This is a genomic window from Plantactinospora sp. WMMB782, assembly GCF_049179135.1.
Taxonomy (GTDB): domain Bacteria; phylum Actinomycetota; class Actinomycetes; order Mycobacteriales; family Micromonosporaceae; genus Plantactinospora.
In genome coordinates, this window is record NZ_JBMHMC010000007.1 from 4,026,623 (window position 1) to 4,043,079 (window position 16,457).

Below are 16,457 nucleotides of genomic sequence, written 5' to 3' on the forward strand. Positions count from 1 at the left end.
GGAGGGCCGGATGATGTTCGGTCGCGGAACGAAGAAGAACCGTCATCGCCGGGACTGGCGGCGGCTCTGGCGGTACTGCCGGTGCGGCTTCCGCTGGCGTTGCCCGGACTCGGTCGAGCCGGTGCCGATGCCGTACGCGCCGACGGTGCCGCCGTTGACCGGGACGGCGTACCGGACAGCCCGGCGCGGCGCGGCGACGCCGACAGCGCAGCCGGACGCTCCACCCTCGCCGGCCCGGCCCCGGGCGGTCAACCGCCGCCCCGGCTTGGACGCACCGACCCGCTCCTTCCAGGCGAATGGCCGGCCCGGGGCGCTGACCCCGGCCCAGACCGCGCGCTCCCGGCAGCGGCAGCAGGTGTGAGCCGTGATCGGGCCGCAGGAACGCTGGTACCGGCACATGCGGCGCAACCCGCGACGCTATCCGACCGGCCGGCACCTGCCGGCCCAGGCGTACCGCTGCCAGAGCTGCTCCGACCCGTGGCCGTGCGCGCCGGCCCGACTCGCCCTGCTGATCGGCTTCCGGGGTGACCGGGTGGGCCTGCTGATGTACCTCGCCGCACACCTCACCCGGGCCCTGGAAGCACTACCCGACACACACCCGGCCCTGGTCACCAGCCAGATCCTCTACTGGGTCCCCCGTCGCCGCTGAGATCGGGGACGGGACGGTTCAGTCGTGCGGGCGCAGCGAGCCGTCGGTGATCTCACCCGGCCGGGCGGAGCTGATCGCGGGCTCCGGCACGGCGAGCGGGCCGGAGGCGGTGCGGGCGTCGCCGATGGTGTCGAGGAGGTTCTTCAGCGCCTGCTCGACCTTCCGCTCCTCCTCGACCATGTCGCCGTCCATCTTGATCATCGCCTCGGAGACCTTGACCGCGACCTCCTGGGCCGTCGGGGCGCTCAACTCGTTTGTCTTCGGCGGGTCCGGGACCAGGCCCTGGGACAGGGTGCTGCCGGCGATCAGCACCGCACCGGCGATCGCCCAGCCGGCCGGGCCGAGGGTCAGGCCGGTACCGACCGCGATGCCGACCAGGGTGCCCCAGGTGAAGCTCTTCGGATCCTTGCCGTTGTTGAGCGTCTGCACCGCCTGGATCGACTTGTCGAGCAACTCGATGATGCCCTTGCGGTAGCGGATGTAGAGGATCTTGTTGCACTCGAGCTGTTCGCGTACCACCTTGGCGACGGCTGCCTGGTTGATCGACGCGGTCTGCAACGGGCTGACGAAGTTGTCGATGAAGTTGACCTGGAGGTCGCCCTGCCACTGGCTCATGTCGGTGCGGACGTCGTTGATCCGGGACAGCGCCGAGTTGGCGCCGCTGAAGTTGCCCGCGTCGTCCTGGCTGCCTCCGAAGGAGCTCTCGATCGTACGCAGCGAGGCGATCATCGGGTTGGTGGCGTCCGGATCGGGCTCCAGGTACTTCTCGAAGGCCGGCTCGACCCACTCGTAGTACTCGTTGCGCACGGTGTTCCGGTATCCCTCGATCTCCTCCGGCGGGATCGGCGAGTGCGGGGACTCGGGGTGCGTCTGCGCCCATTCGAGGTCCACGGCCTTGCGCCAGGACTCGATGTCGTCGAGGGTCTGCCGGATCAGCTCCTGCTTGAGCTGGGAAGCCTTCTCCCGGACCGTACCCTTGTACGTCCCGCCGGCCAGGTCTGCCGGCGTGTCAACTTGGCTGCTCACTGCTGACGCTCCTTCAACTGCCCCCCGTTCGGGGCGTCGGCTTGCGGATCCAGGTCTGTGCGGTTGTCGCCCCGCCCGGTCAGCCCTGGTAGGGCTCGCCGGGATGGTCGTCGGCGCCCTCGGCGGGCGGGTTCGACGCCGGGTCGTTCGGGTCGTGGTTCGCCGGGTCCGCCAGGTACTGCGACAGGGCGTCGGCACTGGCCATGTCGGCGTCGACGTACGCCTGGCGGGCCATCCGGAGCGCTTCTGCCGCGTTCAGGATCGTCCCGCCGGTCTGGGTGTACATCCGTTGCATCTCGTCGCGCAGCGCGGCCCAGGCCGCCGCTCCGGCGCTGGACATGATGGTGCCGCCCGGCCCGGTCGGGGTGTTGGCCCGGAACCCGCCGCCGTCGTCACCGGTCGCGCCGCCGAGGCTGCGGCTGGCGTCGTAGTAGACGTCCGCGATCCGGGGCAGGTGTACGTCGGACACCCGCCAGAGGTGGTACAGGTCGCCACCGACGATCTCTGCCATCAAGGGCTCCTTCGGCTGTTTCGCTGTGGAATTCGGGTACTGCGCGGACGCGCGGAGGGGTCCCGGCTCAGCGGGACCGTCGCCTGACCAGCCAGCCGACGACGACGACCACGACGAGGACGGCGCCGGCCGCGAACGGCCACCACGGCACCGACGAGTCGCCGTCCGGGGTCTCCGCGTTCGGCGCGGACAGGCGGAACGAATACACCCGGTGTCCGGCGTTGTCGACGAGATAGCCGACGCCGGAGGCGCTCACGGCGACCGGACCGACCACCGGGCTCCCGGCCGCGTCGAGGGTGGCCACGGTGCCGAGTGCGGCGCCGTCGCCCAGCCGCAGCAGTGTCCGGGCCGACTGGTCGAGGGCGTAGACCTGGTCGCCGGCCGCGCTGACGGCGGCGACGTTGTTCATCGGCGGCTCCGGCGGCGGCCAGTTTCCCGCCTCGGAAAGCTCCCACCGTGCGCCGTCGGGCTGGTCGGGCAGGGTGACCGTGCCGAGCTTGCCGCCGGTCAGCCTGTGCAGCACGAGCCCGTCGGCGATCCAGAGGTCGCCTCCGCCGTCCACGGCGAGGCTTCCGGGGCTCGGCACCGGGACAGTGGTGGCCTCCCCGCCCGCGGCGACGAGCTGGCTGTTCCCGTTTCCCGCCACCGTGCTGATGGTCCCGTCCGGCGTCACCGCCCGGACCCGGTGGTTACGGAGGTCTCCGACGTAGACGGTGCCGTCGGATGCGACGGCGAGGCCGCCGAGCTGGCCGAAGGAGGCCCGGGCCGCCGGCCCACCGTCGCCGATCGGGCCCGGCACGCCGGTGCCGGCGACCACCGACAGCCGGCCGTCCGGAGCGAGCCGGAACACCCGGGCCAGACCGGTGTCCGCGATGTAGAGCGTGTTGTCGCGACCGACCGCCAGGCTCTGCGGCAGTGCCAGGTCCACCTCCGTGCCGGGCGTACCGTCGGTCACCTCGGTGCCGGGCGTGCCGGCCCGACCGCTGCCGGCGACGGTCGAGATGGTGCCGTCCGGGGCCACCTTCCGGACCCGGCGGTTGCCGGCGTCGCTGAGGTAGACGGAGCCGTCGGCGGCCACCGCCACCCCGGCGGGACGGTCGAGCGCCGCCGCCGAGGCCGGACCGCCGTCCCCGGTCCCCCCGGCCGTTCCGGTACCCGCGAACACGTCGACATCGACCGCCCCGCCGTATGCCGGAGGGGGCGGGACCAGAGCGGCCCCGATCACGAGCGCGGCGAGCGGCACGGCGACCCGACGTGGTGAAAGCATGGACCTTTGTCTACCACAGCACACCAAGTGGTCGAATCCTCGTGCGTGGAAGGTTTATGGTGACGCCGCCAGACGCTTCCCATCGGAAGGAGCGACATGCCCCACATCGGTGAGTACCTCGACAACATGGTTGTCACGGTGGACTCTCCCGACGAGCGCATCCGGGCACGCGTCTCCAACTATCACGACGTGGAGATCACCTTCGCGCCCGGCGCCTTCGACAGGTACGACGAGGAGCAGCTCAGCCACCAGCTCGCCCGGCTGGGGGTGACCACCTGGGTGGCGTACCACCGGGCCCGCTCCGAGGCGTACCGGCTGTCCCAGGGGCTCAGCTCCGACGAGCTCGCCGACGCCGAGCGGCCCAGCGACGACCCGTACCGGCGGCAGTACGAGGTGGAGCTGAACGCCATCGAGGGTGAGGGCGTGTCGGCCGGTGGTGCGGTGCGGGTGCGCACCTACGGGCTGATGCAGTGGAACGTCGACATCGAGCCGGGCAGCATCCGGCGACTCGGCGAGACGGCCTTCCTGGCCGAGCTGCACTCCGCGATGAAGTCGCTGCTCAGCGACCGGGAGATGAAGATCATCGGCCTGAAGTCGGAGTACTTCGACATCGGCATTCCCCGCCGGTGGCGGGAGCTGATGACCGAGCTGCGGACCCGCAACCGGAACCGCCGCTGAGCCGCCCGGCCGGGCCCGCCCGGTCGCGACCGGGCGGGATCCGGATGGTGCGTGAGCGCGCGGGATCCGGACGGGCCCGGGACCGGGGTAGATCCGGATGGCCCGCGACCGGTTGCGGGCTCCGGCCGAGCCGTGAACGGTCGCGGGCCCCGGCCGAGCCGTGAACGGTCGCGGGCCCCGGCCGAGCCGTGAACGGTTGCGGGCTCCGGCCGAGCCGTGAACGGTTGCGGGCTCCGGCCGAGCCGTGAACGGTCGCGGGCTCCGATGACCGCGACCAGCCGGCGGGTTCAGACGCTGGCCGGCAGTTCCGTGCCGGCCGGCGACTCTGTGCCGGCCGGCACGGCCGGGGCCGGCGGTCGGGCGCGGCGGCGGATCAGTTCGGCGGCCAGCAGCGCCACGCCGGCCGAGGCGATCTCGCTGACCGTGCAGATCAGCCGGCTGACCAGCACCACGGCCCCGGCGGTGGGCAACGGCAGCAGTCCGGTCAGCGCCACCATCAGGATGCCCTCGCGCACCCCGATGCCGTCGGGTACGAAGACCACGAAACTGCCGACCACGGCAGCCAGCCCGAACGCGCCGACGCAGACCGGGAACGAGGCTGCCGGCGGGGCACCGGCGGCGACCGCGACCAGCCAGAACTGGAGGCCGGCGACCAGCCAGGAGACCGCCTGGGCCGCGATCGCGTACCGCAGGTCGCGGTGCCCGGCCGGCGCGGGTGCCGGCCGGCGCAGCAGCCGGGCCAGCGCCGCCGCCCAACGGTTGGCCAGTTCGGGCCGGATCGCGCAGGCCAGCACCGGCAGCGCGGCCAGCAGCAGCCAGCCGCCCCGCCCGCCGAGCACGCTCGGTGCGGCGACCAGCCCGACGGTGAGCCCGGTCAGCGACATCACCGCGATGTTCAGCACGTAGACCGTGGCCATCCGGGCCGGGGTCACCCCGGCGGTCCGGCCCATCCTGATGTTGGCGATCAGCGCCCAGAACCGGCCCGGCACGAACTTCGTGATCATGCCGACGAAGAAGATCCGGGCGGCGGTCCAGACCCCGACCGGCGAGCCGAGACCGGCGAGCAGGTGGCGCCAGGAGAGCATCCCGAGCACCAGCCCCACCGAGTTGACCAGCAGGGCGAGCCCGAGCAGGCTCAGCTCGGCCGGCCCGGCCAGGTCGCGTACGGCGGCCCAGTCCGCGTCGCGCAGCGCGACCGCGACGCCGACCACCAGGGCGATTCCGAAGAGTACGGTGGCGACCCGGCGCAGCACGCCGAGGCGTACCCGGAGGATGTCGGCGGTCATCGGAGGGCTCCCGACGCGACCCGGGCGGGTGCGGCGGAGCCGGCCGTCGGCCAGCGCCACGGTGCGAGGAGCAACCGGAGCAGCCCGACGCCGGTGCCGAACACCGTCGCGGCGGTCAGCAGGAAGTGCAGCCCGGCGAAACGGCAGGCGAAGCGGGCCCCCCGGACCCGCCGGACGAAGCCGAGCAGCTCCCGGTTCGCGGCCAGGAACGCGGCGGCGGCCAGCGCCGGCAGGCCGAGCAGCGCCAGCGGCAGCGCCGGCAGGTCGACCAGCGGCGGCGCCGCACCGGAGCCGAGCCCTGGTGTACCGAGACCGGAGAGCAGCGCCAGCATCGGCAGCGGCAGGCTGGCCAGGGTGGCGGCGCAACTCAACACCGCCGCCGGGCCGAGCGCGTCGGTGCGGGCGGTGGCCACCCCGGCGCGCCCGCCCCGGCGCAGTCCCCGGGCCAGGTTGACCGCGAAGAGGGTGGCCCGGCGGTACTGCTCGCGCAGCAGCGGCCGGAGCCGGTCCACGTCGTCGTGCCGGCCGACCACCTCGGCGCTCATCACGATCCGGGCCCCGGCCGGCAGCCGGGTGCCGAACTCGACGTCCTCGCCGTCCCGCAGCCCCTCGTCGAAGCCGCCGACCCGATCGAAGACCTCCCGCCGGACGGCGGTGAGCGCGAAGAGCGTAACCGTGACCGGCCCGGCGGCCCGGCGTCGCCAGAAGTGTTCGTAGAGCGTCTTGTACTCCTCGACCGGGCCGTCGGCGAAGAGCGGCTCCGAGTCGTAGATGCCCTGCACCAGCGCGCACTCCGGGTCGCCGGCCAGCACCCGCAGGGCGGAACGCAGCGCGTCCGGGGCGAGTGCGATGTCCGAGTCGACGAAGAAGAGCACGTCGCCCCGGCTGGCCGCCGCGCCGGTGTTCCGGGCCGCCGAGACGCCCCGGTTCACCGGCGCGACGATCAGCCGGCAGGGATAGCGGCGGGCGATCGCGGCCGAGTCGTCGGAGCTGGCGTCGTCCACCACGATCACCTCCAGCGGCGCGTGCGACTGGGCGTAGACGGCGTCCAGGCAGGCGGCGAGGGTCTTCGCCGAGCGATAGCTGGGGATGACCACCGAGACCGTGCCGGCAGTCGTGTCCATCGTGCTCGTGTCCATCTCGGTCGTGTCCACTGCGTTCGGGCCTCTCGATCGGGACGCCGGGCGGTCCGTCGACGGCAGACGCTAGGCGGGCGACCTGGGCCGGACCGGGTAGTCGGGCTGGAGGAAACCCCTAGCGCGCACCGTCACCGGCGGCGACGGTCGGTAGTCGGGGAGGACTCCACCATCGGCGGCTAGCGTCCGCGACCATGACTGGAACCAGGACCGGAATCAGCGGTACGGCCTCCGGGCCACTCACCGTCTCCGTGGTCGTACCCTGCTACAACGCGGCGCGGACCCTGCGCGCCTGCCTGCGGTCGGTACTGGCGCAGACGTACCGGCCGGTGGAGGTGCTCCTCGTCGACGACGGCAGCACCGACGAGTCCCGGGAGATCGCGGCGGAACTCGGCTGCCGGGTGCTGCGCCAACCGGAGAACCGGGGCGTCTCGGCAGCCCGCAACGCGGGAGTCGCCGCCACCCGGGGCGAGGTGGTCTTCTTCCTCGACTCCGACGTGGCGCTCGCCCCGGACGCCCTCGGCAATGCCGTCGACATCCTGGCGACGAACCCGGCGGTCGGCGCGGTGCACGGGACGTACGACACCGAGCCGCTGATCGACGACGGACCGGTGGAGCGGTACCGCATCCTGCACGCGGTGCACTGGCGGCGGCGGCACGTCGGCGAGGTGCGTACCGTCATCTTCGCGCTGGCGGCGCTGCGCCGGGACGTACTCCGGGCGGTCGGCCCGCTGCACGAGGGGCTGCGCGACTGCGAGGACGTGGAGTACAGCAGCCGGCTGGCCCGGCACACCCGGGTGGTACTCACCGGCTCGGTGGTCGGTCGGCACGACGACGGCAGCCGGCTCTGGCCGATCCTGACCGAGCAGTGGCGCCGGGCCGTACCGCTGGTCCCGCTGGCCCTGGCCGCCGGCCGGACCGACGGGGTACGCCTGGAGCGGGCCAACCACCCGCTCGGGGTGCTCGCCGCCGCGCTGCTGCTGGGCAGCCTGCCGCTCGCCGTCCTCGCCCCGCTCACCCCGGCGTTCGCGGGCTGGCTGGCGGCGCTGCCGGCGGTGTTGGCGCTGGCGTTCTGCGTGGCAGACCCGGCGCTGCCCCGCTTCGTGTACGCCCAGCGCGGCCTGCGGTTCACCGCCTACTTCCTCGGCGTGCACCTGCTGGTGCACCTGGTGCTGGTGGCCGGAATGGCGGTCGGCGCCCTGCGCTGGCTGGTCCGGCCCCGGCACCTCGCCCGGCCCGCCCCGGCCACCGTCTCGGGCCGGGCCTGATGCTGCCCGACCTCGACACCCCCCGCCCACCGTCGGTCACCCCGCCCGCCGACCCCGGCACGGCACCGGGCGGCGCCCCGTTCCCGGACCCCGGCACGGCGCCGGGCACCGCCGCGCCGGGTGCGGGTGGTGGTGGGCGGTGGTGTCTCGGTACCCGGCTGCTGGTCGGCGGCGGGCTCGGCTGGGCGGTGCTCCTGCTGCTGCACACCTTCCTGAGTGGACGGTGGTGGTTCTGGCTGCTGGTCGAGACGGCACCGCCGATCCTGCTCCTGCTGGTTCCGCTGGTGCTGCTCGGCGCGGTGCCGCTGGCCGCCCGGCCGGTACGCGCGCCGATGCTGGTGCTGCTGGTCGCCACCCTGCTGTTCGGCGCGCCCCGGTCCGGGTTGACCCCGGCCGCGCCCCTGCCCGACCCGGCGACCCCGGCGGACGCCGTCCGGGTCTTCTCCTGGAACCCCGAGTACTGGGACCAGGACGACGACCCGGACCGGTTCTACGCCTACCTGAAGGCGCAGCGGGCCGACGTCTACCTGTTGCAGGAGTACCTGCACTACACCGACCGCCCGGTACGCATCGACGCGCTGGATCGGCTGCGTGCCGAGTTCCCCGGCTATCAGGTGGTGGTCGGCAGTGAACTGGTCACCCTCTCCCGGCTGCCGGTGCTGGCCAGCCGGACCGTCGACGCCAGCCGCTGGCTCTCGGCCGCCGACGGCAGCACCCCGCCGGCCGGTACGGACTGGCCGGAGTACTGGACCGGCAAGACGCTCCGGACCGACGTGCGGGTCGGTGCCGAAGTGGTGTCGTTCTACAACGTGCACCTGGCGGTCCAGGTGGAGATCGACCGTAGCCCGCTGCGGGCGGACTTCTACGAATTCGTCCGCAGCCAGTTCCACCGCCGGGACGCCCACCTGCGCGCCCTGCACGCCGACCTGGCCGCGAACCCGCACCGGGTACTGCTCAGCGGCGACCTGAACTCGACGAGCCTGATGCGCGACCTGCGGCGGATCGGGGCCGGGCTGCGCCGGCACGACCCGACCGCCGGCTCCCCGCTGCCGGCGAGCTGGCCGACCAGGGGCGTTCCGCTGCCCCGGCTGTGGCGGCTCGACTGGACCTTCACCCGGGGCGCGCTGACCGTGCACGAATACCGGCTGACCGGCGACGACGGGCTCTCCGACCACAGCGCACAGCAGCTGGCGATCTCCGTGCACTGATCCCGGCTCCGTCGCCCGGCCCCCGACTCCGCTGCCCAGTTCCCGACTCCTCTGCCCAGTTCCCGACTCCTCTGCCCAGTTCCCGGCTGCTTCGCCCATCACAATCTGGAGGTCACGATGAAGCGCTTCGACCTGACAGTCGTACTCACCTACTACACCCCGTACCTCAGCGGGCTGACCGAGGTCGCCCGGGTGGTCGCCGAGGGGCTGGCCGCCCGGGGCTGGCGGGTGGCGGTCGTCGCCTCCCAGCACGACCCGGCACTGCCCAGGCACGAGGTACGCAACGGGGTGCAGGTGTTCCGGGCCCCGGTGCTGGCCCGGGTGGGCCGTGGGGTGATCTGCCCCGGCTTTCCCGCCCTGGCCGGCCGGATCGCCCGGGACTCGGCGGTGGTCAACCTGCACCTGCCGATGCTGGAGGCCGGCCTGGTGGCCCGGCTGGCCGGCGACACCCCGATCGTCTGCAACCACCACGACGACGTCTGGGTGCCGGGCGGCCTGGTCGCGCGGGCCCAGATCGACCTCGTGGAGCGCTCGGTCCGGGCCGCGCTGCGCCGCTCGGTCGGCGTGATGGTGAACAACGTGGACCACGCCCAGCACTCCCGGCACTGGCCGGTGATGCGGGACCGGGCCGTGCACGCGGTGCCGCCGCCCTGCGTACACCGGCCGCCGGGCCGGCCCTCGTTCCGGGGCTCGTCCGGGCTGCACGTCGGCTTCCTCGGCCGGATCGCCGCGGAGAAGGGGCTGACCCACCTGGTCGACGGGTTCCGGCTGATCGACGACCCGGAGGCCAGGCTGCTGGTCGCCGGTGACCACAGCTCGGTGGCCGGCGGCAGCGTGATCGGCGAGCTGCGGGCCCGCGCCGCCGGGGACCGGCGGATCCGCTTCCTGGGCCGGCTCACCGACGCCGAGATCAGCGACCTGTACGCCTCGATCGACGTCTTCGCGCTGACCTCGGTGGCCGAGGAGTCCTTCGGCATCGTGCAGGCCGAGGCGATGATCTCCGGTGTGCCGTCCGTCGCCAGCGACCTGCCCGGGATGCGGGTACCGGTCCAGCTCACCGGCTTCGGCGAGCTGGTGCCGCCGCGCGATCCGGCGGCCATCGCCGAGGCGCTGGTCCGGGTTGGCGCGACCTCGGCGGCGGACCGGGTCGAGGGAGCCCGCCGGGCGGAGGCCCGGTTCGGGGTGACGGTCTCGATCGACGCGTACGAGGAGGCGTTCCGGGCCGCCGCCGGCGACCGCCTCCGGGTCGCCGCCCTGCGCGCCGCCGCCTGACGACCGCAACCGGCCGGCCCTCCGGGGCCGGCCGACCCACCCCGAAGCCGCCACCCCGAAGCCGCCACCCCGAAGCCGCCACCCCGAAGCCGCCACCCCGAAGCCGCCACCCCCTTGCTCCCGCCCCGGGCGGCGGTCCCGGGCCGCCTGTCGCGGTCGTCTCGGCGCATGCGCGCTCAGGCACAAAGTAGATCTAGATGACTTGTGGTTGCCGCGGCAACCACAAGTCATCTAGATCTGGAAGGTACCCCCACCTGCGAGGGCGGCACGCCGGGCCGCCCTCGGTCAGGCGGTGGCGACGAGGGTACGGGCGGCGGCGACGGGTACGTAGCCCGGCGCGGTGCCGGCGCCGGACGTGGTGCCGGCTACGCCCAGCGGGATGGCGGGGGCGGTGCCGTGCAGCAGCGACCGGTAGCTCTGCTGGAGTTCGGTCGACGGGTCGACGCCGAGCTGCTCGGTCAGGATTCCCCGCACGTCGTGGAAGGCGGCCAGCGCCTCGCCCCGGCGGGAGCTGCGGGCCAGCCCGGCCAGCAGCAGCGCCCAGAGCCGTTCCCGGAGCGGATGGCGGGCGACCAGGGCACGCAGTTCGGCCACCACTCCGGCGCTGTCGCCCCGGGCCAGCCGGACCGCCAGCAGGTCCTCGGTGGCGTCCAGCCGCAACTCGCCGAGCCGGCAGCGCTGAGCGGCGACCAGCGGCCCGGTGGCGCCGTCCATCGCCCGTGGCCCGGACCAGCCGGCCAGCGCCCGGTGCAGCAGCGCCTGGGCGGCCTCCAGGTCACCGGTGGCGAGCGCGGTGCGGGCCTGCCCCAGGCGCCGCTCGAACAGCTCCGAGTCGACCTGCTCGGCGCGTACGTCGAGCTGGTAGCCGGGGCAGCGGGACCGTAGTACCGGCCGGTCGCCGGGCCCGGTTCCGAGGGCCCGGCGCAGCCGTCCGAGATAGGTGTGCAGGAGGTTGTCGGCGCTGCGCGGGGCGTCCTCGCCCCACAGGTCGTCGACGAGCTGCTCCACCGAGACCGGGCCGCCCCGGCGCAGCCCGAGGATGGCGAGCAGCTCGCGCTGCCGGGCCGGGCCGAGGTAGACCGGCCGGCCGTCCCGCTCGGCGCCGATCGTGCCGAGCAGGCGGATCCGGACCGCGCCCCCCTCCGCACGGGGCGCGGCCGGAACCAGGTCGAGGACACCCGCGGTCATCGCAGCACCTCGACCAGAGCCGGGAAGCGGGCGGCCAGCACGACCAGGCCGAGCAGGGCGGCCCAGAGCACCGCGTTGACCACCATCATCCGGTCCCGCAGCAGGACCCGGACCGGGTCGCCGCCCTCCCGGTGCACCACGACCACCTGGAGGTAGCGGGCCAGCCCGAAGGTCGCGAACGGCACCGAGACCAGCAGCGCGACATCCGTGTACGGGGTGACCAGCCCGCCGTCGGCCAGGTAGAACAGGAACGCGGTCACCGCCAGGGTGGCGCAGAGCACGATCAGGTATTCCAGGTACTGCGCCGAGTACGCGCTCAGGGCCGGGCGGTGTTCGGTGCCGGAGACCGCCAGCTCGTTGCGTCGCTTGCCGAGGATCAGCAGCAGGCAGAGCGCGAAGACGGCGATCAGCAGCCAGGAGGAGATGTCGGTGCCGGCGGCGACGTACCCCTGAACGGCCCGGAGTACGAAGCCGGCGGCGACCACGAAGACGTCGACCAGCGGCACGTACTTCAACCAGCGGCTGTAGGCGACGTTCAGCACCAGGTACGCGGCCAGCGGCCACCACGGCACCGCCGGCCCGGCGAAGACGGCGGCCAGCAGCAGCCCGGTGAGTATCCCGCCGTACGCCCAGGCGAGCGGCAGCCCGATCCGGCCGGAGGCGATCGGGCGGTGCCGCTTGACCGGATGTGCCCGGTCCCGGTGCCGGTCCACCGCGTCGTTCCAGACGTAGACCAGGGCTGAGGCGAGGGTGAAGACGAGCACCGCCCAGCCGACCCTGGCCAGCCCGGCCAGGGTCAGCCCCGGCGCGTCGATCAGCGCCAGCGGTACGACGAGCAGGTTCTTCGGCCACTGGTGCGGCCGGGCGAGCCGGAGCAGGTCCCGGAACAGCCCGGCCGGCGGCGGCGCGAGCACGGGCGCCGGCAGGACGGTCGGGGCGACTCCGGCGGGCTGTACGACGAGCGGTCCGCCGGATGCGGTCGGAGGCGAGGTGTCCACTGTCTGCGTTGCGTCCACTGTCTGCATTGCGGGATCCCCATTCGGTGGAGGAGACCGCCGGAGAAGATGCCGGCGGGTCAGAAGAAGGCCTTGGCCAGCGACAGCGCTCCCTGACGCCAGGGCTCCCGGCTGGTCCGGCCGGCGGAGCGGGTGTTCCGGGCCGTCGCCTGCTGCGCCCGCCACCACCGGTAGGTGGCGAGGATCGCGTCCTGGTTGGAGTAACGCGGCCGGAAGCCGAGCCGGTCGCGGGCCTTGTCGATGCTGACGTACGAGTCGGCGAGCAGCTTGTGCACGAGCCGGCCGTACACCGGGGAGAGCCGGGCACGTTGCAGCAGGTCGAGCACGGCGACCGCCGGCCGGGCCGGTATCGGCACCACCCGCTTGCCGTGCCCGGCGGCGTCGAGTACCGCCTGGAAGTCCTCCCGGATCGTGCCGAACTCGGCGGCGGCCAGGTTGTAGGTGTCGTTGGCGACGTCGGCCGGTGCCCGCATCGCGACGAGTACCGCGTCGACCAGGTCCTCGACGGCGAACATCTGGATCCGGACGTCTCCGGAGCCGAGCATCGGGAAGTTGCGCCCCTCCTCGGCCCACTCGAAGAGCATCGCGAACAGCCCCATCCGGCCCGGCCCGAGGAACGTCTTCGGCCGCAGGATCGGTACGCACATCCCGGCGTCCCGGAACCGTTCGCAGACCTCCTCGGCACCGGCCTTCGCCGCGCTGTACGCGTCCACCGGCTCCCGTGGGTACGCCTCGGTCGTCGGGACCACGCTGGGCAGGCCGTAGACGGCGGTCGAGGAGATCTGCACCACCCGCTCGACCCGGTGCGCCCGGGCCGCCTCCAGCACGGTCTGCGCCCCGCCGACGATGATCGAGCGGATCTCGTCGGCCGGATAGCTGGGCAGCGCCGCGGCGGTGTGCACCACCACGTCGGCGTCGGCCACCGCCCGGCCGATCCCCACCGGGTCCCGGACGTCGGCGACGCTGTACCGGACGCCGGCCACCGGCTCGTCCGGCTCGCGCAGGTCGACGCTGTGCACGACGTGTCCCTCGGCGCGCAGCCGGCGTACCAGGCTGGCGCCGAGCATGCCGCTGCCGCCGGTCACCGTCACCACGTTCACCACAGCGCCGACACCTTCCCCTGGACGAAGCGGGTGAGCAGCTTCGGCAGTCCCTCGGCGAGGGTCGCGTCGAGACAGTTCAGGAAGTACTCGACCTGGGCGTCGGAGACCACCAGCGGCGGGCCGACGACGAGCGGGCTGCGCCCGTTGAGCGTGTAGTAGGTGTAGATGCCGTGCTCGCGGTAGAGCGTCTCGATCACCGCGCAGGTGATCAGCTTGGTGCCGAACTGCGGGTCCTTGGCGAAGCCGCCGGGTGCGAGCTTGGCGGCGAGGTTGAGCAGCGCGGAGTCGCGGTGCAGGAAGACCCCCCAGAGCGCGCCGACCCCGGCCACGTCGGAGATGACCTCGGGGTGTTCCTTGGCCAGCCGGGCCAGCCCGGGGGCGAGGACCCGTTCGATCTGCGTCGCGCGGGCCGGGAAGTCCTCCTCGACCGCGATGTTTATCGCCTCGATCGCGGTCGCGGCCTCCTCGCCGAAGCCGTAGTAGGTGGTGCTGGTGCTCTGCAACAGCGCGTCGTTGAGGCTGTCGTACGCCCGGCGGAAGACCGGCTCCCGGGCGACGTACGCCGAGATCGACGACTTGCCGCCGCCGAACGACTTGGAGGTGGTCACCACGTCCGGGATCAGCCCCGGGTAGCGCATGAAGTAGAAGAGCGTGCCGGTCTTGCCCCAGCCGGTGTAGATCTCGTCGAAGATCAGCACGATGTCCTCGTCGGTGCAGAGCTGGCGCAGCCCGCGCAGGAACTCCTCGTCGCAGTGCCGCATGGTGGAGGCGCTGAACGGCTCGACGAGGATGGCGTAGACGTCGCACCCGCCGTCGGCGTTCCGGGCCGCCGCCACCTGCTCGCGCAGCACGGCCAGGTCGCCGTACGGGTAGGCGACAGTGCCGGAGATGCCGGGGAACTTGAAGTGGTTCTGCGCGCTGCCGGTGAGACTGCCGGAGCCGAGCAGCTTGCCGTGGAAGCTGATGTCGGCGTGCATGATCGTGTTGCGCCGCCCGCCGTGGTACTTGTACGCCAGCTTCACCGCCCCCTCGACCGCCTCCGCGCCCGAGTTGGGCAGGAACGACATGTTCAGGTCGCCGGGGAGCACGGCGGCGAGGTTGTGACTCAGCGCGGCCAGGTACGGCGAGAAGTACGTCTTGTGCACCTCCATCCGCCGCTGCTGCTGGAAGCGCTGCCGGGCGGCGAGGATGCGCGGGTGGTTGTGGCCGTGGTTGAGCACCCCGACCCCGCCGGTGAAGTCGAGGATCTGTCGCCCGTCGCGGGTGTGCACGATCGCGCCCTCGGCGTGGTCGACAAGTTCCCGGCCGAAACCGAATGACGTCATCAGATTGACCTGGCTGCGATTCACGTATCGCCGGTAGAGGTCGTGGACCTGTTTCACGGTCAACTCTTCGGCCTGATCCAGAGTGATCAGTTCGGGCATGGCGGGTCCTCCTGCGCGCCGGGTCGGGGCGACCGGCGGGTGCCGGCCGTGGCGTGACCCTAGGCCGGTCGAGGCGGCCGGCGACAGGACGCAGAGCCCCTGGCGGGCAGAGTTCGTACCAAGGTCGCAGAGGGTCGTACGACCAAGGTGGTAGACGTGGCTCGATCAACGTTCGAAGCGTCTGCCACCGGGGGTGGGACCACCATTTCCCCAACCACGCCGAATCGAATCCCCGACCGGGGTCGTCGGCGATTCATGACCTGGGGGGATTGTCGTGAGCGTTCTTTCCGAGGTGTCGCCCGCTCCGTTGTCCGCGGCCGTGTTCCGGGAGCTGTTCCGGACCGTCCGGCTGGCCTGGATCGAGTCGCGCCCGACGGTGCAGGTCATGTTCCAGCTCCGCTTCCTGGCGGGCGCGCTGCTCGGCCTCGCCGGCTTCGCCGCCGCACCCGGTCGGGTGCTGACGCCGGGCGCGCTGGCCGGGGTCGGGATCGGCGCCCTGGCCTGGCTCTGCGCGACCTGGCACATCTATCTGCTCAACGGCCTCTGCGACCAGGTCGAGGACCGGCACAACCGGTCCGGCCGCCCGCTGGCCAGCGGCGCGCTGCCGATGCGGGCCGCCCGGACGGTCGCCGCCGGCCTCGCGGTGGCGGCGCTCGGCTGCGCCGCGCTGCTCTCCTGGCCGATGGTGCTGGTGGTGCTCGGGATGCTCGGGCTCGGCTGGGCGTACTCCGCCGGACCCCGGCCGCAGAAGGCGAACGTGTACGGCTTCGTCCTGGTGGTGACCGCCGGCGGCCTGCTCACCTACCTGGCCGGTTGGCTGGCGGCCGGCGGGGTCGCCGCGCTCGGCGGTGGCCTGCCGCCGCTGCCGCCGTTGCCGCTGGTGGTGCTGGCCACGGCGATGTCGCTCTGGATGAGCCTCGGCGGGATGACCAAGGACCTCTCCGACGTCGCCGGAGACCGGGCGGCCGGCCGGCGGACCCTGCCGGTGGTGCTCGGCGACCGGCGGGCGCGCCGGTTGATGGCCGTGCTCGCGATCGGGGTCGGCGCCGGTCTCTGCCTGGTCGCCTCGGCCAGGGTGCCGGCGCTGCTGCCGGCCGGCGTGCTGCTGCTGCTCGGCGGCGGTACGGTGGCGAGCTGCCTCGCCCTGCCCGTGCCGCCGGACCGGTCCGGGGCGTCGCTGCCGGCCCGGCTCGCGGCGCTGCCGGGTGGCCGGCCGGGCGGGCCGTCCCTCCAGTTCGGACGAAACCGGCTCCGGCTCCCGTACCGGGCCTTTATGGTCACCCAGTACGGCGTGCACGGCACCGTACTGGGGCAGTGCCTGCTCTGAGTGGTGCTACCGTGGTAGCGCTCCCAAAAAGGGCCCAGCCGTTGACCTGCGCCACTGTCTTTCTGATCCAAATTCGGTACGGTCATCCGGATGGCTGA

The 16,457-nt window shown here is 73.1% G+C and carries 16 protein-coding genes; 7 read left to right on the forward strand and 9 right to left on the reverse strand.

What is annotated here, in order from left to right; genetic code table 11:
- The first annotated feature begins 10 nt into the window (after positions 1-10).
- Both ACN28A_RS20440 and ACN28A_RS20445 read left to right on the forward strand, forming a co-directional pair.
- Positions 11-361 (forward strand): hypothetical protein, encoded by a 351-nt coding sequence (locus tag ACN28A_RS20440; protein WP_421391293.1) that lies wholly within the window; start codon positions 11-13, stop codon positions 359-361.
- A gap of 3 nt (positions 362-364) precedes the next feature.
- On the forward strand, positions 365-649 hold the full coding sequence (locus ACN28A_RS20445) for a flavin reductase (protein ID WP_421391295.1): 285 nt from the start codon (positions 365-367) through the stop codon (positions 647-649).
- Between the two features lie 18 nt (positions 650-667).
- On the opposite strand, the gene ACN28A_RS20450 is transcribed toward ACN28A_RS20445, so the two are convergent.
- The 3 genes from ACN28A_RS20450 to ACN28A_RS20460 all read right to left on the reverse strand — a co-directional run bounded on the left by ACN28A_RS20450 (position 668) and on the right by ACN28A_RS20460 (position 3,453).
- Positions 668-1,675, reverse strand: coding sequence for a hypothetical protein (locus ACN28A_RS20450; RefSeq protein ID WP_421391296.1), 1,008 nt, complete (start codon positions 1,673-1,675; stop codon positions 668-670).
- A 79-nt stretch (positions 1,676-1,754) separates the two neighbouring features.
- Positions 1,755-2,186 (reverse strand): type VII secretion target, encoded by a 432-nt coding sequence (locus ACN28A_RS20455; RefSeq protein ID WP_421391297.1) that lies wholly within the window; start codon positions 2,184-2,186, stop codon positions 1,755-1,757.
- Positions 2,187-2,253: 67 nt separating this feature from the next.
- Entirely contained in the window at positions 2,254-3,453 is a 1,200-nt protein-coding gene (locus tag ACN28A_RS20460; protein WP_421391299.1) for a hypothetical protein, read from the reverse strand.
- A 96-nt stretch (positions 3,454-3,549) separates the two neighbouring features.
- Between ACN28A_RS20460 and ACN28A_RS20465 the strand changes: the two genes are divergently transcribed.
- A complete protein-coding gene (locus tag ACN28A_RS20465; protein WP_421391300.1) occupies positions 3,550-4,131 on the forward strand; it encodes a hypothetical protein in 582 nt (193 codons plus the stop codon).
- 287 nt (positions 4,132-4,418) lie between these two features.
- Here the strand turns inward: ACN28A_RS20465 and ACN28A_RS20470 are convergent, their stop codons facing one another.
- A complete protein-coding gene (locus tag ACN28A_RS20470) occupies positions 4,419-5,417 on the reverse strand; it encodes a lysylphosphatidylglycerol synthase domain-containing protein (RefSeq protein ID WP_421391302.1) in 999 nt (332 codons plus the stop codon).
- A complete protein-coding gene (locus tag ACN28A_RS20475) occupies positions 5,414-6,556 on the reverse strand; it encodes a glycosyltransferase family 2 protein (RefSeq protein WP_421391304.1) in 1,143 nt (380 codons plus the stop codon). Before ACN28A_RS20475 ends, ACN28A_RS20470 begins: the two co-directional genes overlap by 4 nt.
- A gap of 191 nt (positions 6,557-6,747) precedes the next feature.
- Here ACN28A_RS20475 and ACN28A_RS20480 point away from each other — a divergent pair, with 191 nt between their 5' ends.
- The 3 genes from ACN28A_RS20480 to ACN28A_RS20490 all read left to right on the forward strand — a co-directional run bounded on the left by ACN28A_RS20480 (position 6,748) and on the right by ACN28A_RS20490 (position 10,301).
- Positions 6,748-7,821: a glycosyltransferase family 2 protein gene (locus ACN28A_RS20480; RefSeq protein ID WP_421391314.1), complete on the forward strand. Its 1,074-nt coding sequence runs from the start codon at positions 6,748-6,750 to the stop codon at positions 7,819-7,821.
- Complete coding sequence (locus ACN28A_RS20485; protein WP_421391312.1) at positions 7,821-9,029, forward strand: endonuclease/exonuclease/phosphatase family protein; 1,209 nt, start codon at positions 7,821-7,823, stop codon at positions 9,027-9,029. The genes ACN28A_RS20480 and ACN28A_RS20485 overlap by 1 nt, the downstream gene beginning before the upstream one ends.
- A gap of 117 nt (positions 9,030-9,146) precedes the next feature.
- A complete protein-coding gene (locus tag ACN28A_RS20490; RefSeq protein WP_421391311.1) occupies positions 9,147-10,301 on the forward strand; it encodes a glycosyltransferase family 4 protein in 1,155 nt (384 codons plus the stop codon).
- A gap of 285 nt (positions 10,302-10,586) precedes the next feature.
- Here ACN28A_RS20490 and ACN28A_RS20495 read toward each other — a convergent pair whose 3' ends face one another.
- From ACN28A_RS20495 to ACN28A_RS20510, 4 genes are read right to left on the reverse strand one after another with little or no spacing between them, the layout of a single operon-like run.
- A complete protein-coding gene (locus ACN28A_RS20495; RefSeq protein WP_421397131.1) occupies positions 10,587-11,489 on the reverse strand; it encodes an AfsR/SARP family transcriptional regulator in 903 nt (300 codons plus the stop codon).
- The gene (locus ACN28A_RS20500) at positions 11,486-12,514 is read right to left on the reverse strand and encodes a UbiA prenyltransferase family protein (RefSeq protein WP_421397132.1); all 1,029 of its coding nucleotides are present in this window, start codon (positions 12,512-12,514) and stop codon (positions 11,486-11,488) included. The genes ACN28A_RS20495 and ACN28A_RS20500 overlap by 4 nt, the downstream gene beginning before the upstream one ends.
- A 50-nt stretch (positions 12,515-12,564) precedes the next feature.
- The gene (locus tag ACN28A_RS20505) at positions 12,565-13,608 is read right to left on the reverse strand and encodes an NAD-dependent epimerase/dehydratase family protein (RefSeq protein WP_421397134.1); all 1,044 of its coding nucleotides are present in this window, start codon (positions 13,606-13,608) and stop codon (positions 12,565-12,567) included.
- The gene (locus tag ACN28A_RS20510) at positions 13,602-14,933 is read right to left on the reverse strand and encodes an aspartate aminotransferase family protein (protein WP_421397136.1); all 1,332 of its coding nucleotides are present in this window, start codon (positions 14,931-14,933) and stop codon (positions 13,602-13,604) included. Before ACN28A_RS20510 ends, ACN28A_RS20505 begins: the two co-directional genes overlap by 7 nt.
- A gap of 373 nt (positions 14,934-15,306) precedes the next feature.
- Between ACN28A_RS20510 and ACN28A_RS20515 the strand changes: the two genes are divergently transcribed.
- Complete coding sequence (locus ACN28A_RS20515; protein WP_421397137.1) at positions 15,307-16,359, forward strand: UbiA family prenyltransferase; 1,053 nt, start codon at positions 15,307-15,309, stop codon at positions 16,357-16,359.
- The last annotated feature ends 98 nt before the right edge of the window (positions 16,360-16,457 follow it).